Genomic DNA, 13,985 nt, shown 5'->3' with positions numbered 1-13,985 from the left:
GAGTCCCCGAGACCTGGGAGGGCCATCTCGATGTCAACGGCACAGTCGTCCCCGGCACCCTCGTCAACGCCCACCGCCGCACCACCACAGCGTGACCCGGCCGACGTGGCACCGGCCGACAGCTACCACCCGTCCGACCCGGTCTGGGTCTACCGCGACGGTTGGCGCGCCGGCGTGATCGAGGCAGCCTCACCGCGAGCGGTCACTGTTACCTACCGCCCAGGCGCCCACCGAGGCACCGGCGTCGACACGTTCACCGCGCCCTACGTGTCGGCACGCTCCGACGAGGACCCGGCCCTGGACCGTCGCGACCGTGGCGGCCGGGGCCACGTGACCGCCAAGGGCCTCCCGGTACGGGACTCGGCCGCATGACCGGCGCCATCACGGTCGCCGCGATCGTCGGCCTGCTGAGCCTGCTGGGTGGGGTGGCCCTGGGCTGGTACCTGCGCCGCACCAACGACTGGTGCCAGGCCTGCGGCGAGCAGTTGGCCTGCGAGGGGTGCGGCTCGGGAGCGGCCTGGCCACGGCGCCAGGTGAGCTCGTCGACCGGCAGCTGACCCCCGGGTCTTCGTCACGCACTGAGATGGCGCCGCGCTGCGCGTCTGCGTTCCGGTAGCCGAACTCGATCCCGGTGAGTAACGGTGCCGAGCCGGCGAGCGTAGGCACCTGCCGATGTGGACAAACGCCAGCGCCGGCCGCGGGTGTGGCCAGGGTCTCGCCCCGGCCGTCCAGCTAGGACGCCCGGTTGAAGCGGCCCCCGCAAATCGAACCCGGCCCGTGGGCTGCCCACGCGACCCGGCCACCGCTCGCAAGGCAGACGCGACATCGCCACCGCGCGCCAGGTAAACGACGCCACCGCGCCAAGCAACCACCCCTGACCGGAGGTCAGGCGGTCCCCGAAAGCCGGTCCAGCAAGCCTCGGGCGGGATTCGTTCTCAATTCACAGGATGAGCGACCACTCCGATCGGCCGAATTCCAGGCAGCGGACGTCTCGGCGGCCGCGGCCGGAGTGGTGTCAACCTGAGCTGGACCGAGGCGTGAACCTTCCACAAGGGACCTTTGGCCCGCCCACCCGCACCCGAATGGGTGAATCGTCAACCAACGCCGCAGACAATTTGCCATGTAATCACGTGAATGCGTGCACTACCCTATATGCCCCGGCCAGCACTCCGACCTGCAAGAACGCTCCACTCGCCTCGGCGACCCACCACGCAGCGTGAGCACCCGGCGCAGAGCGACCTAGAGATTGGCACGTGCCGTACCGTCCAACCGCCCTCGATCCGATTAGGACAAAAGGCCCGCGAATTCATCACCGACCGTATAACTTTAACGATCAACCAAGTGGGATTTCACTCTGGGGAGCGAGAGCTAATCACCCAAAGGGTCGATATTGAAGTTGTCGCGGAAGACGTTTGTGGGGTCGTACCGCTTCTTCAAGACCCGCAACCTGGCCAAAGTGGCCGGTGGCCACGCCTCCGCCAGCCGCTCCGGGCTCTGGTCGGTCTCGAAGGAGAGGTACAGCCCGGCGAAATGACGGGACATTTCCGACCAGGCGTCGTCCAGTCTGGACTTTGATGCACCGAATGCCACCACCGAGAAGTTTGCCGATCGGTGCGAATACGCCGTCGCGTCGGCAGGTACGTCGGCCACCGCTCCGCCCACCGAGCGGATCTGGAAGAAGTAGCTCGCACCCGACGTCAGCAGGTCGGCGGCCGCCGCGGCGAACTCCGGCGTGATGTGCTCGATCAAGCCGGACCGGGCCACCGGATCGCCCTGGCCGGCGTGCGCGGCGTCCGGCACGTTCATCACCCCGGCGTACGGCACCAACTGCACCTGCTGGTCGAGCAGCGGCGCGATCTGGGCGAGCGGCGTGAACCGTTCGATGATCGTGTCCGGATCGGCGGCGTTGGCCACCCCGTACACCTGCGCCAATGCCTGCCCCCGCCGCGGCGGGCCGACGATGATGTTGGTGGTCAGGTCGCGCGGTGCCGCCTCCATGGCCGCGCCCCACCGCTGGAGCAGCCCGGCCGTGTCCGTGGCGTCGAAGACGAACTGCCCGAAGCCGACGTCGCCCACCTCGTCGACCTCGAACTCGAAGGCCGTCACGATCCCGAAATTGGCTCCCGCCCCGCGGATCGCCCAGAACAGATCCGAATTGTCCGAAACAGACGCGCGCACCACCGACCCGTCCGCAAGCACGATCTCGGCCGCCCGCAGGTGATCGAGCGTGAGCCCACTCTGCCGCGCCAGCCAGCCGACCCCGCCCGCGGTGGCCAGCCCTCCGACACCCACGCCGCCGTAGTCGCCACTGCTCAGCGCCCATCCGTGCGGCGCCAGCGCCGCCGCCACATCCTTCCAGCGAGCCCCGGCCTCCACCCGCACGAGCCGATTTTCCACGGATATAACCGAAATGTTCCGCATGGCGGACAGGTCAATCACGACTCCGCCGTCGTTGGTTGACCGGCCACTGATCCCGTGCCCGCCACTGCGAACCGCGAGCGGCACTTCCTGATCACGGGCGAAGGCGAGCGCGGTCACCACCTCGCCCACGTCCCGCGGCTGGATGACCAGACCCGGCGACCCGCCACGCATGTAGGTCGAGCGCACCTTGGCGTACCCGAAATCACCCGGTTCGATGGCACGCAGACCGCCCGGCAGTCCGTCGTAGTCGATGCCGTCCCGCCGCTGGGCCAGCGTCGCCACGCTCCGCACCGGCCCGGCCAGCACGCCCGCCGCCGACCTGGCGCGCGCCACCTCCTCGCGTACCGCTGGAATGATCTCGGCCGCAAACCGCTGCAGCTCGCCCGGATCGTCAGACCCGAGAATGAGCGTGCCGATGCCGTCCTCCACCACCAGCGGCACCAGCTCGTCGACCCACTGCGCCGGCTCCTTGGCCGGGTCACCGAAGACGTTGAGCAACCGCCGCACCTCGCGCGGATCACGCCCCGCCGCCACCGCCGCCTCGTCGATGATCGCGTTGCCCCGGGCCAGGTCACCGGGCTTCAGGTAGGACAGCGACGGCAGCCATCCGTCGGCCTTTGCCCCGATCAGCCGCAGCATCCGGGGCCTGTAGGCACCCAGCCAGATCGGGATCTCGTGCGCCGGCGCCGGCCCCCGTTTGGCCCCCTTGAGCTGGTAATACTCCCCTTCATACCGCACTTGCGCCCGCTCGTCGGCCCGCCAGAGTTCGCGAATCACGTCGATCGCCTCACGCAATTGATCAACCGACTCGGCCGGCGTCCGCCGCGTCACCCCCATCGCCGACATCGCGTCCCAGAAGCCACCCGCGCCAAGCCCCAGCGACAGCCGACCCTCGGACAACAGATCCAGCGAAGCAGCCGCCCGCGCCAGCACCGGAGCCGGCCGCATCGGGATGTTCAGCACATTCCCGGCCAGGCGAATCGTCAACGTCCGCGCCGCCACCCACGTCAGCAGCGTCCAGGTGTCCAGAAAGCCCGGCTGATACGGATGATCCTGAAACGTGACCAGATCAAACCCGAGCCGCTCACTGAGCTGAGCCCGAGCCACCGGCGCATCCGGCGCGTCGTTGACCGGCGTGATGAACGTCCCGAACTCCAGCGAGTGCCCGTAATCCACGCCTTGACACTAGGTCGGCCGGCACCCGCTCCACCTGCGTCTTACACCACAAACCACGAGGAGGTACGGGCGACGGCCCGCCGGCCACCCGCAGCGGCCGCGAACCCGGTGCAGCGGCACGCCGCCTGCAACACCGGGCCATACCCGGCCGCCGGGCTGTCCCGGTGGGCCGAGCCGAGGCCGCGCCCGGTGCTTTCCCGCCGACCGTTTTGATCGGCAGATGGCGCAAGCCCATGTTTCGCGCCCGTACGCGTGGGTAGCCAAGGCCCCGTCCGCGTGCCGCAGGCGGAGGTGATCCCGGTGCTGGACCCGAACGAGAAGGCCGTGTTCGACGGCATGGTGACGCAGTTGCGTGCCGACGATCCACGGCTGGCCCAGCGCTGGGATCGCTTGTGCCGCCCGAAGCGCCGCATCCGCACCGCGCTCGCTTTTCTCCTGTGGACAACGGCGCCGCTGTGCATAGTCTTCGGCGGTTGGACCGGCCTGATCGTGGCCGTCGTCGCCGCGGCCTACGGCGCCGTCCTCTACCTCAAGCGCGGCCCCGGCACCGGCGAGACCCTTTGGCCGTCGCATCGCAAGCCGCGGGTAGCCGACTGATCTACCGCCAGGTGTCGCCGGTCAGCCGCTCGTACACCTCGATGTAGCGGTTGCGGGTCGCCTCGACGACCGCTTCCGGGATTTCCGGCCCCGGGTCGGTGCGGTCCCAGTCGGTCAGCGTGCCCGACCAGTCCCGCAGGAACTGCTTGTCGAGATACCGCTGTGTGCCGCCCGGCTTCCACTCGTCGGCCGACCAGAACCGCGACGAGTCCGGCGTCAGCAGTTCGTCACCCAGCTTCAACGTCCCGTCGGCCGCGAACCCCAGCTCAATCTTGGTGTCCGCGATGATGATCCCGTTGCCGGCCGCGATCTGGGACCCACGCCGATACACCTCGAGCGTGATCCGCCGCAGCTCAGCCGCCACGTCCGCGCCAACCGCCGATTCGACATCGGCGTACGTCATGAACTCGTCGTGCCCCTCGCCCGGGGCAACCTTGGTGGTAGGCGTAAAGATCGGCTCGGGCAGATCCGACCCTTCAATCAGTCCCGGCGGCAACGCCACCCCCGAGACAGCCCCGTCCCGCTCGTACTCTTTGAGCCCTGAACCCGCCAGATAGCCCCGGGCGATGCACTCGACCATGACCATGTCCAGCCGCTCACACCGAACGGCCCGCCCAGCAAACTCGGCAGGAACGTCGGTGCTGCTGATGACATGATTGGGCACCAAGTCAGCAAGCTGCTCAAACCACCAGAGCGAGAGCTGAGTGAGAATCTTCCCCTTCTCCGGCACCGGCGTAGGCAGGATCACGTCGTAGATCGAAATCCGATCCGACGCGACGAGAACGATGTCCCCGCGGTCGGCGTAGACCTCCCGGACCTTCCCCGAGTGCAACAGCTCCACGTCGTTCCCCTCACGAGTCCTTCAGCAGCCTCACGCTACCGAACGGCCCGGGAAGAAGCTGGGTCGACGGTTGTAGGGACATTCCCAGGTAACGATGTATTTACTTAGCTAGCAAAGATCTGTAGCATCATACACATGTTCGATCATCCAGCGATGAGGCCACACGCTCCACTGAAGAATCAACGGACTCGTGCTCCCAGATTCTCAGCACCGTCCACCCGGCACCCGACAGCAGCTCGTTCGCCCTCTGGTCACGCTCCATATTGCGACGCAGTTTGGGCGCCCAGTACCACTCGTTGATCGTCGGCTGACGGCCATGCTCGGGGCATACGTGCCAGAAGCAACCATCCACAAACACCGCTACCTTCCGACGAGTGAAGACGATGTCCGGACGCACACGCACGTCAGAAATCTTGACCACGAAATCTTTTCGGAAGCGGTAGCCCAGCGCATGAAGCGCAGCGCGCAGCCGAACCTCGGGCTTCGTATTTGCCCGGCGATTCGCCCGCATGTTGCGCGAGCGCCCTTCATTCAAAGGTGCAGGATAAGGGCGAGAAGCACGAGCCTCACTCAGCGCTTCCGCCTCGTCACGCATAGCCACGTCAACACCCCGGGTACCTATACTTTCCGCTCTCCAACTTAGGGCAAGATACTCGCATCAGCGGAGAGCCGCTCGCAGGACAAGGAGGAAGTCTGTGACCAGCTACGAGGTAGTTGAGATCTGTGCTGGCGCCGGCGGACAGGCTCTCGGCCTTGAGAAGGCCGGCTTCAACCATGAGCTTGCAGTGGAGCTGGACTCCAACGCCTGCACCACGCTAACGGAAAACCGGCCGGCATGGAAAGTAATTCCAGGCGATGTCGCCGACCCGGATACGTGGGACCCGCGGGATTATAAAGGAGTTTCGCTTCTGGCAGGCGGGGTTCCTTGCCCGCCATTCACTATCGCAGGAAAGCAGCTCGGAGCAACCGATGAGCGCGATCTCTTCGCGTGGGCGGTTGGCCTAGTCGGAACGGTTAAGCCGAAAGCACTCCTCCTCGAAAATGTTCGCGGACTAAGCATGCCCCGCTTCTCAGGCTACAGGCAACATGTTCTCGATACCTTAGCTTCGCTCGGCTATATTGCAGAATGGAAGCTGCTCCAAGCGTCTGACTTTGAGGTTCCCCAGCTTCGTCCTCGTTTCGTATTAGTTGCGCTTCAGGAGGAGTACGCTCCCTACTTCTACTGGCCAACCCCCTCCCAAACCATTGTGACGGTCGGGGAAACACTTCGGGATCTTATGGCATCCAAGGGGTGGGAAGGCGCCGAGGAATGGGCGCTCAAAGCTAATAAAGTCGCCCCGACCATCGTCGGTGGCTCCAAAAAGCACGGCGGCGCCGATCTAGGGCCCACCAGAGCTAAGCGCGCCTGGGCCGAAATTGGCGTCGACGCTCTTGGTGTGGCGGACTCGGCACCACTTAGCGGTCAGCGGTTCCCGGTCGGCCCAAAACTCACGTGCGAAATGGTCGCCCGCATTCAAGGCTGGTCAGACGACTACCCGTGGACATTCACCGGGCGTAAAACCACGAGGTACCGCCAGATTGGCAACGCGTTTCCGCCACCAGTCGCTGAGGCAGTCGGACGATCCGTTATGAGAGCCTTGCGAAAAGAGGGCGTCGGAGCCGAACGGACTCTCGCGAGTCACGATGCGGTCTACTTAGCACTTCGCGCCGCCGGTGGTTTTGTGTCCGCTACGCGCCTGATGAAAGCCGAACCTAAGGGAATCGAGCCAGCTGAACTAGAGCGACGCATTAGCTTGCTCAAGCGGGATTTTGAGATCGAAGTTACGGAACACTCCTCCGGCGCCCAGTATAGGCTCGGCAGTTTCAAGGCTTTCGTTGGTCAGGCTGATCACATCAGAAATGACCTTTTTGCCAAGAACAAAAGTAAAATTAGCTAGTACGACCTGGGACGCAAAGGAATGACGGACGGCGTCCGATTTTGGTGGCCGGGCCGGGCAGTAGCCGGCCATCACGACGAACAGGCGAGGGAACGAGTGCACGACACCCAAGTTCAGTCCCTCCCGCTTAAATGCGCCAGCAAAGCACGGATGTCAGCTGCGTCCATACCGCCAATCGCCGAAATGTCCTCTTCTTGGAGGTCACCGAGTTGGCGAACGGCGTGATCATCAAGGATTCTGCCCATGAATTCAAGCTTCTCCTCTAGGCGGCGTGTCACTACCTCATCGACAGTTCCTCGCGCAGCCAGCACAGTTACGCGCGTCTCCGTCTCTGGAGCGAGGCCGAGCCGGTGTATACGGTCGAGGCTTTGCAGGAACCGCCCCGCCATGAAATCTCGGTCTACGTAGAGAGCATCATGACACTCATGGTGCAGGCTAATTCCCTCACCAAGGGTCGCCGGATTCGAGATGAGCACCATGCATTCCGGATCATCCCGGAACCGACGAATTTGCTCCTCGCGATCTGGGGTTCCGCCGTGCACGACCGCCGGGCTAAAACGTCCAAGGAGACGCTCCAGCGTGGTAATGCTGCGCACGAAGGTCGTCCAAACTAGCGTTTTCCTCCCCATCGCGGCATTCTCAGCAACAATCTTGATGGCAGCCTCGTACTTCGGCGATAACTCGTACCGCGGAAGATTCTTCAACAGATTGCCGAGCGAGTCACCAGGGGAAGCTTCCAAAGGCGGAACCTGATAGCTGAGCGGCTCGTACCGCGTACTGCCCTCGACTAGCAATGCGGGACTAGTGGCTGCCATGAGCATTCTCAGCATCGCCTTGCCGAGCGCTTCGATGTCTCCAGACCGGGCTGTGGGATTTCCCTTAAGCGCCTCGTAGATTTCTTGATGTAGTGGTGGCAGTTCGACGTAGCGGATCCTGGTGCTAACCGGCGGGAGCCCGAGCTCAGCCTTAGTCGTGCGCGTAAAGAGAGGGCGCAGTACCGAGCTTGCATACGCTAGATTGCCGCCACCGACTGCATCAGCGACAACCCTCTTCCCATGGCCAGGCCAGACAAATGACAGCAGGCTCTCAAGATCCTTTGCGCCATTTGGCGCTGGGGTCCCTGTCATTATTAATCTTCGGCTGGCCAATGGGCCAAGAGCCAGACATGCGGACCCATACGCACCACTCGAGCCGAGCTTCATACGGTGCGCCTCGTCAAGAACAAGCATTGTTGGTGACGCCCTCAGCCAAGCGGATAGTGCGTTGACGGCGCGCCCAAGCCGCTCGTAGTTGACAATGAGGAGCTCAGCGCCGGCCTCGGGACTCGTTCCCATGATCGATGTTCGCAGCAGGTTGCCGAAACACAAGGCACCTTCGAATTCCCAGGCTTCGTAGGCGGACTTTGGACATATGACCAGCAGACGCTGCGCCTCACCGCGCTCCCGCATGGCAGAGAACAAGGCAAGAGCGACGCGCGTCTTGCCGGCCCCGGGAACGCTGAAGTTCGCTCCATGGCGCAACGACAACAGGCTCGCGATATCGCGCTTCTGAAAACTCGTCAGTTCGCCCGTCCATCCTGCGCCGAGCAGCTTTTCAATATTCTCGCTCTCGACGGAGTCCAGGTCTGCGACTGCGTCACCGCCGGTCAGCCGCCTCTCAGCAATGTCGGCATCGTCGAGAACGGCGGTCACCAGGCTGGCAAGCGCGTCCTCCCATCGGACGTCGTCGTCAGTCCACGACGCGAGCTCACCTACCCCCGCGAGGAAGTCGTCGAGGTCGATCTCGGCGGTAAGGGGTCCAGTCTGGCCGCCCGCTGCGACCCTGCCTATCAAGATGGCAAACTCCTCGCGGAAGCTGTCGCGCGTCCGCATTACCACTCTCGTGCGAGTAACGTCGAACGACAGGTGCAGCGAAGCATCGGGCGTAGGCGGCGTAGGGGTCATTTCTCGCCCGCGACCGCATTCAGCCATGCGAGTCCTTCGCCAGGAAGTTCGATCGTCTTGCCAGCCTCAACAGCCACCCGGCCGAGAATATCACGCAGCTTTACCAGCGCGTCATCGAATGCCTCCTGATCGAGGCTTCCACTGCCACGAGCCATCACGAGATCGGTAACACATTGCTCGAGATCCTTACAGGCATCGGCGACGCGGTCGGGGGCAGCCTGCCGCTTCTTGCGCATCCGGAAGTCTTTGCCGGCGAACTCAAGCGCATCATCAAAGGCATCGACGAGATGCTTCTTGACCCTGGAGGCCTCGGCTAGCGCCACCGGTTCAGCATTTTCCCCTGCTGTTTCGATAGCCTTCACCTTCAAGACAGTGTCCGTGAGTGCCTTGGCTGAAGCAACCGTCGGTGCGGACATAGGTGCGGCCCTATTGAGGCCGGGGATTGTCTTGGCAGCTGCCACTGTCACCGCAGGTTTGAGTTCCTCGGGCAGGCGCCGATCGAGGAAACGGCTTTGGAAATCCGCCCCAATGTATCGGACGTCAGTCTTGGCGAAGTCGAGCGTGATGGCGGCCAAGCGTGCCTCCTTTAACAGATCGGCCTTCTCCGCATTCCGCTCTCCCTTAACACTCCGGTACAGCTCGAAAAGTTTTTCCTTTGCGTTTTCGAAGTCCATCAAGCGCAAGGCGAATCCGCCGTTAGAACTCCGCCGCACGAGATCCCGCAGATTGCTGAGGATCCATACATCGCGCTCGAGCGCTTGCGATGTCGTGTGGAACATGCGGGCGATGTCGGACAATTGCCGGCCAAGTGTCATCTGCTCATCGAGTGCCAGCAGGTGATTGATGTAGGAATAGTCGCGGCGATGATCCTGTCGCAGCTGCAGAGTAAGCTCTACTGCGTGGATGTCTTCCCACGTGCATGTTGCCGGCAAAACTCCGACGCGGATAGAGGGAAATCCGAGCTCCTTTAAGGCGGCCCGGCGAGTGTTCGCATTGACCAGGATGCCGTCGCGAGTAATCAGACCCGGTTCAAGCTGCCGGTACTCGCGTAGGCTCTCCTTAAGCTCGTCGAAGCGCGGATCACGGCGCGACGGATCCGCCGGTTGCGTGGTTAGCAGGTAGTGCAGGTACTCCTGACTCTCATCGGTCCACGGATCGGCACTTAATACCGCATCCTTGCCAGGGTCATGGCTCCGTTGCGCTCGGATGCGGTGCGTTCCCGGGTTATAAAAGAGGTTCATCACCGGCATGTCGATAACCTGGACGTTCATCGGTCCGCCGCGGAACTCAACCTTTAGCGTCTCGGCCACACCACTGGACCTGTGAACCTCTGCCAGCCGCTCCTCAACTTGCGCGCGGACCGCTGCGGAGGTCGGCGGGAGGCCGAAGTCAGTCGTCATCCTTCAATCCTTACAGTCGGCGTTGATGCGTTGCGGCGTATCGAGAGTGAAGCGCAATAAAGCTAGGTTCACGGAAGCTCAGAACGAACCACTTTGCGCGCTTCGAGAGGCAACGTGCGGTAGTCGGCCCAGATTTGTTCAACTTCGCTAAAGGTTCGCGCGTCCTCGTCAATCCAGCCGGCCAGCATCCTCTTCTCGATCATCGGCAGCTCCGCCGCCTTCGCCAAGATGGTCTGCAGGTCGGCGATCAGGTCACGACCTCCCACTCGGCAACGGTTGCACTCAACCACCAGGTCGGTTTGGAGCCGGCCGTCTGGCATCCGAACACGCCTCCTGGCGATGTCAAGCTGCGACGTAGTCTCCATGCCCGCGTACTTCTCGCCCGGACCAACACCACAGCTGCGGCACTTATAACCGTCGCGCACGAGGATCTCCCTGCGCTGGCTCGGCGTGACGGCTGAGGCATCGCCACGTGTGGCCTTGCCCGGCTCCCAGACGGGGATGCCCATCTGAGTGAACCGTTGCTCGTTGGAGTCCAGGCTCACATCCTCGCGGTTTGTGTCGATCTTCCAGCCAAAGTCGCGCAGATCGCGCATGCGACGGTCAATCTGCGCTGTGCTGGGGAATGCATCGCGAAGCTGGCTCTTCGTGAAGACGTTACCCTCGCCGATCACCTGGACGAGCCACAGAGCCGCTCGTTTCATAGTGCCAAGACGTTCGTCGCTCCAGTCAGGCAGAGTCATCAGGGAACCCTCACTCACTTCTAGGCGTGGGCAAGGCACCCACGCCAACGATCGATGCGATCAAGATCTTCGGCGCCTGCACCGATCATTCTCGGGCGAGGTGAGCCGGGACCTCACCAATCAACCCCACAAACGGCCTAGTGGGAAGGATCCGTCTGTCCCGAAAAAATTCGGGACAGACGGGGACCGGCGGTACGCTCATTCGAGCGGCAGAATGCAGGTGCGAAGGCTCGGAGGGACCCCCCACAAGCTTGGAGGGGTCACACACTCACGCCGTGGACTGGAGTCGCAAATTGCCCAAATTGGGACACCGTACCCAAAAGGAACTTCCGCCTGGTGCGTTGCGCGACCTTACTCGAGCAATCGGTGATTGCTTCGACATCCTGAGTGACAGCGGCATCTCTCAGCGGGCGATAGCTCACGAGTGCAACGTATCGAAGTCGCTCGTTTCGGACCTAGTTCGAGGAAAGCGGAAACGGCCTCACGTCGACTTGGTGATGTCGATTCACCAGCTGGCAGCGAGATACGCGGGCAGGAGCGACCGTGTTCTGCCACCTGATGACGTTGTCCGGCAACTGTGCGAGGAGGTACGCACGGCCAAGCCAGGAGCGGCCTGCCCGACTTGCGGCCTGTCCGGCAATGGGCCGTCGCTAGGAGTTCCAGCGGAGCCGGCTTTCGCCTCTGTCCGGCCGATCGACCAGGACACGGCGCTGCCGGTCCCCCCCGAGCCGGGGGACCGGCAGCGGCGATGGGCGGTTATTGAGGACCTCAGTTTGAGGTTGGCTGCTAACCAGGTAGCCGACGCCGCCGGCATCGTGCGCCACATAGGCCGGGCCGGGAGACCTGCCGAGGTAGCGGCCGCGATTGCCGACTGCCGTCAAGCAGCACTGCTTGACGAAGCGTCCGCAATCATCGTGTATGCCGCTCAACGGATGGATCCGGATCACACACGCATCATGATGGAACTTCTTGACATAGGGGAAACTGACGCCGTACGGGAGCTCTTGACGCGAAGGCTGGAGCGGCGGTGAAGGGACTGACCCTGGGACCGGGTGACTTCTGTATCAACATCCGTGGCGGAGCGCATCGGCTAGAGCATCCTGCCGCTGACAAGGAGCTGCGTACAGCGCTGGCTTGGTTACGTCAAAGCCCTTCGTTGTCCAAAATTTTCGGTGAAGCCATCCAGTCCTCCGTCGATTACGTTCTCGATGGAGCAAGAACCGGAAGGTTCGATCTTGCTTCTCCCTTAGTTGACAGCGATGAGCGGCGAACCGTCGGCACGAAACTTCAGTACCACCTGCTCGACGCATTGGGGCTCCCAAAGCTCCGAAGTCCGGACACACTCATCAACGACGTTCCAGTCGACATCAAGGGCACCGTTGGGGAGAACTGGAGTATCCCGCGCGAGGGGCAGTGTGAACTGTGCATCCTTGTGAAGATCAATGTTGCGGGAGATAAGCACTCCGCCTGGCTAATGAGGACACACCGCGCCTGGTTGCACGGCGGGCAAGGTAACCGGGACCAGAAGCGGGGAGTGATCGTCGACGCACTCAGGAAGTACGCTGTTCCGCTCTACCCTGAAACAGCTATGTCAAGGAACCCTTTACGCCTTCTAGATGCGGCAGGCGTGGCTGCCGTATTCGATCCTTACGCCGGCCTGGTAATCCGGCTGACCGCCCTATTCACGCGCTTACCCAACACCATGTTCCCCCGCCAGGTGATCGAGACCGTGGGTTTCCAGCTGGCCGACCCGCTACGTCGGGCGCGGCAAGCGAAGGAGGCGATCCGGCAAGCCGGGTTCGAACTGCTCGTCGAGACGTGGGTCGAAGAACGTGAGAAGGCTAAGCGCCTCGGGTTCGAGCTTCCGAAGGGAGCATGGGTTGCGGTCCCGCTCAACCGGAGCTACAGAGGTTGAAAGGCTGGGGTTCGCGTTGTCATACCGGTTCCGGTTCGAGGGGTCATGCCGGTGTTGGCGAAGAAGCCGGCGAGGAGATCGGTGTGTTGCTGGCAGGCGCGTAGCCGGCGTTTGGCGAGGTGGTTGACGCCGTGGGCGGCGATGTTGGTCAGTCCGCGTTTCATTCACCGCCAGACGCCTTCGGCCCGGTTGAGGTCGGGCGTGTAGGACGGTCGCCGGATCACGGTCAGCCAGGTCCGGGCCGCGATCAACGTGTGCAGGCGGCGGCTGACGTGGGTGTTGAGGTTATCCCAGATCAGCACGATCGGGGCCTGCAGGCGTTGGTGGGCCTGGTCGAGGATGGCGATGTAGTCGTCCTCGCTGAAACTGCCCCGTTCCCCGGCACGGCCGCGGTGCAGGCGGGTGCGCCACATCAGCCGACCGCGGTGTCCGGGCTTGAGGCAGACCAGCCCGGCGATCGACACGCGGCCGGAGCCTTGCCGGAGATCTGGACCACGGGGGTGTGCCCGCGGCGCGCCCAGGTCTTGGCCACCGGCGGACGCAGCACCTGGCCTGCTCGTCCTGGAAGCAGATCCACGCATTCCGCGCCGCCCCTAACCTCTTACCGACGGCCACCGTCGGCGATATCAGTTCGCGATCGCCTCCGGGTCACGTTCGATCGCCCGGCATATGGGGACCTGCTGGCTGTAGCCCATGCGGTGCAACAGATAGGACACCCCGCGCAGGGTGCAGGAGACGCTGAAGCGGCGTTCGATCAGCTCCGCCACCCGGGCAAGGGTCCGGCGGGCGTCGTCACAGCCGTGCACAACCGGCCCGGCGTCGAGCATCTCGGCGAGTTGTTTCTGCTGGTCGGCGACGAGGCTATAGTCCGAGCCACCCGGCCCGGCCGACGCGAGGGCGTCCGTTGTTCCGGCTGCCCATCTTCTCCCCCACTCCCGCACTGACTTCGCGGAAACCCGCAGCTCAGACACGATCTGCGCAGTCGATCGGGACGACTCGAACATGGTCGCGG

Annotated in this window: 13 protein-coding genes; 5 read left to right on the top strand and 8 right to left on the bottom strand. The window is 63.5% G+C overall.

Going from position 1 to position 13,985, the window contains the following annotated elements; all coding sequences use genetic code 11:
• Positions 1 to 30: 30 nt before the first annotated feature.
• Entirely contained in the window at positions 31 to 372 is a 342-nt protein-coding gene (locus tag Ari01nite_RS20550; RefSeq protein ID WP_239162878.1) for a hypothetical protein, read from the top strand.
• Positions 369 to 557 (top strand): hypothetical protein, encoded by a 189-nt coding sequence (locus tag Ari01nite_RS20545; RefSeq protein ID WP_203782900.1) that lies wholly within the window; start codon positions 369 to 371, stop codon positions 555 to 557. Before Ari01nite_RS20550 ends, Ari01nite_RS20545 begins: the two co-directional genes overlap by 4 nt.
• 811 nt (positions 558 to 1,368) lie before the next feature.
• On the opposite strand, the gene Ari01nite_RS20540 is transcribed toward Ari01nite_RS20545, so the two are convergent.
• Entirely contained in the window at positions 1,369 to 3,597 is a 2,229-nt protein-coding gene (locus Ari01nite_RS20540) for an LLM class flavin-dependent oxidoreductase (protein WP_275410858.1), read from the bottom strand.
• Positions 3,598 to 3,897: 300 nt separating this feature from the next.
• Between Ari01nite_RS20540 and Ari01nite_RS20535 the strand changes: the two genes are divergently transcribed.
• A complete protein-coding gene (locus tag Ari01nite_RS20535) occupies positions 3,898 to 4,194 on the top strand; it encodes a DUF3040 domain-containing protein (RefSeq protein WP_203782899.1) in 297 nt (98 codons plus the stop codon).
• A 1-nt stretch (position 4,195) separates the two neighbouring features.
• Here Ari01nite_RS20535 and Ari01nite_RS20530 read toward each other — a convergent pair whose 3' ends face one another.
• Both Ari01nite_RS20530 and Ari01nite_RS20525 read right to left on the bottom strand, forming a co-directional pair.
• The gene (locus tag Ari01nite_RS20530) at positions 4,196 to 5,035 is read right to left on the bottom strand and encodes a phosphoribosylaminoimidazolesuccinocarboxamide synthase (RefSeq protein WP_203782898.1); all 840 of its coding nucleotides are present in this window, start codon (positions 5,033 to 5,035) and stop codon (positions 4,196 to 4,198) included.
• 127 nt (positions 5,036 to 5,162) lie between these two features.
• Positions 5,163 to 5,630: a very short patch repair endonuclease gene (locus tag Ari01nite_RS20525; RefSeq protein WP_203782933.1), complete on the bottom strand. Its 468-nt coding sequence runs from the start codon at positions 5,628 to 5,630 to the stop codon at positions 5,163 to 5,165.
• 100 nt (positions 5,631 to 5,730) lie between these two features.
• Here Ari01nite_RS20525 and Ari01nite_RS20520 point away from each other — a divergent pair, with 100 nt between their 5' ends.
• The gene (locus tag Ari01nite_RS20520; protein WP_203782897.1) at positions 5,731 to 6,972 is read left to right on the top strand and encodes a DNA cytosine methyltransferase; all 1,242 of its coding nucleotides are present in this window, start codon (positions 5,731 to 5,733) and stop codon (positions 6,970 to 6,972) included.
• Positions 6,973 to 7,085: 113 nt separating this feature from the next.
• Here the strand turns inward: Ari01nite_RS20520 and Ari01nite_RS20515 are convergent, their stop codons facing one another.
• The 3 genes from Ari01nite_RS20515 to Ari01nite_RS20505 all read right to left on the bottom strand — a co-directional run bounded on the left by Ari01nite_RS20515 (position 7,086) and on the right by Ari01nite_RS20505 (position 11,058).
• Positions 7,086 to 8,843: a DEAD/DEAH box helicase gene (locus Ari01nite_RS20515; RefSeq protein ID WP_239162877.1), complete on the bottom strand. Its 1,758-nt coding sequence runs from the start codon at positions 8,841 to 8,843 to the stop codon at positions 7,086 to 7,088.
• A 68-nt stretch (positions 8,844 to 8,911) separates the two neighbouring features.
• Positions 8,912 to 10,315, bottom strand: a complete 1,404-nt coding sequence (locus Ari01nite_RS20510; RefSeq protein WP_203782895.1) for a ParB N-terminal domain-containing protein — start codon at positions 10,313 to 10,315, stop codon at positions 8,912 to 8,914.
• Between the two features lie 68 nt (positions 10,316 to 10,383).
• Positions 10,384 to 11,058: a KpnI family restriction enzyme N-terminal domain-containing protein gene (locus Ari01nite_RS20505; protein ID WP_203782894.1), complete on the bottom strand. Its 675-nt coding sequence runs from the start codon at positions 11,056 to 11,058 to the stop codon at positions 10,384 to 10,386.
• A 1,156-nt stretch (positions 11,059 to 12,214) separates the two neighbouring features.
• Here Ari01nite_RS20505 and Ari01nite_RS20500 point away from each other — a divergent pair.
• The gene (locus tag Ari01nite_RS20500) at positions 12,215 to 12,973 is read left to right on the top strand and encodes a NaeI family type II restriction endonuclease (protein ID WP_203782893.1); all 759 of its coding nucleotides are present in this window, start codon (positions 12,215 to 12,217) and stop codon (positions 12,971 to 12,973) included.
• Positions 12,974 to 13,137: 164 nt separating this feature from the next.
• Here Ari01nite_RS20500 and Ari01nite_RS49935 read toward each other — a convergent pair whose 3' ends face one another.
• Both Ari01nite_RS49935 and Ari01nite_RS20490 read right to left on the bottom strand, forming a co-directional pair.
• Positions 13,138 to 13,437 carry a transposase gene (locus tag Ari01nite_RS49935; protein WP_239162876.1) on the bottom strand — a complete coding sequence of 100 codons (300 nt, stop codon included), beginning with the start codon at positions 13,435 to 13,437 and terminating at the stop codon, positions 13,138 to 13,140.
• A 162-nt stretch (positions 13,438 to 13,599) separates the two neighbouring features.
• Positions 13,600 to 13,985 (bottom strand): winged helix-turn-helix domain-containing protein (locus tag Ari01nite_RS20490; RefSeq protein ID WP_203782892.1); only part of this gene is annotated, 386 nt, incomplete at its 5' end.

Source organism: Paractinoplanes rishiriensis, from assembly GCF_016862375.1.
GTDB lineage: Bacteria > Actinomycetota > Actinomycetes > Mycobacteriales > Micromonosporaceae > Actinoplanes > Actinoplanes rishiriensis.
This window is presented reverse-complemented; position numbering and strand designations above follow the sequence as displayed.

Excerpts from the sequence above, each read along its gene's own strand:
- Ari01nite_RS20515 (WP_239162877.1), bottom strand. The coding sequence starts at position 8,843 with ATGCGGACGCGCGACAGCTTCCGCGAGGAGTTTGCCATCTTGATAGGC.
- Ari01nite_RS20525 (WP_203782933.1), bottom strand. The coding sequence starts at position 5,630 with ATGCGTGACGAGGCGGAAGCGCTGAGTGAGGCTCGTGCTTCTCGCCCT.
- Ari01nite_RS20545 (WP_203782900.1), top strand. The coding sequence starts at position 369 with ATGACCGGCGCCATCACGGTCGCCGCGATCGTCGGCCTGCTGAGCCTG.
- Ari01nite_RS20505 (WP_203782894.1), bottom strand. The coding sequence starts at position 11,058 with ATGACTCTGCCTGACTGGAGCGACGAACGTCTTGGCACTATGAAACGA.
- Ari01nite_RS20510 (WP_203782895.1), bottom strand. The coding sequence starts at position 10,315 with ATGACGACTGACTTCGGCCTCCCGCCGACCTCCGCAGCGGTCCGCGCG.
- Ari01nite_RS20550 (WP_239162878.1), top strand. The coding sequence starts at position 31 with ATGTCAACGGCACAGTCGTCCCCGGCACCCTCGTCAACGCCCACCGCC.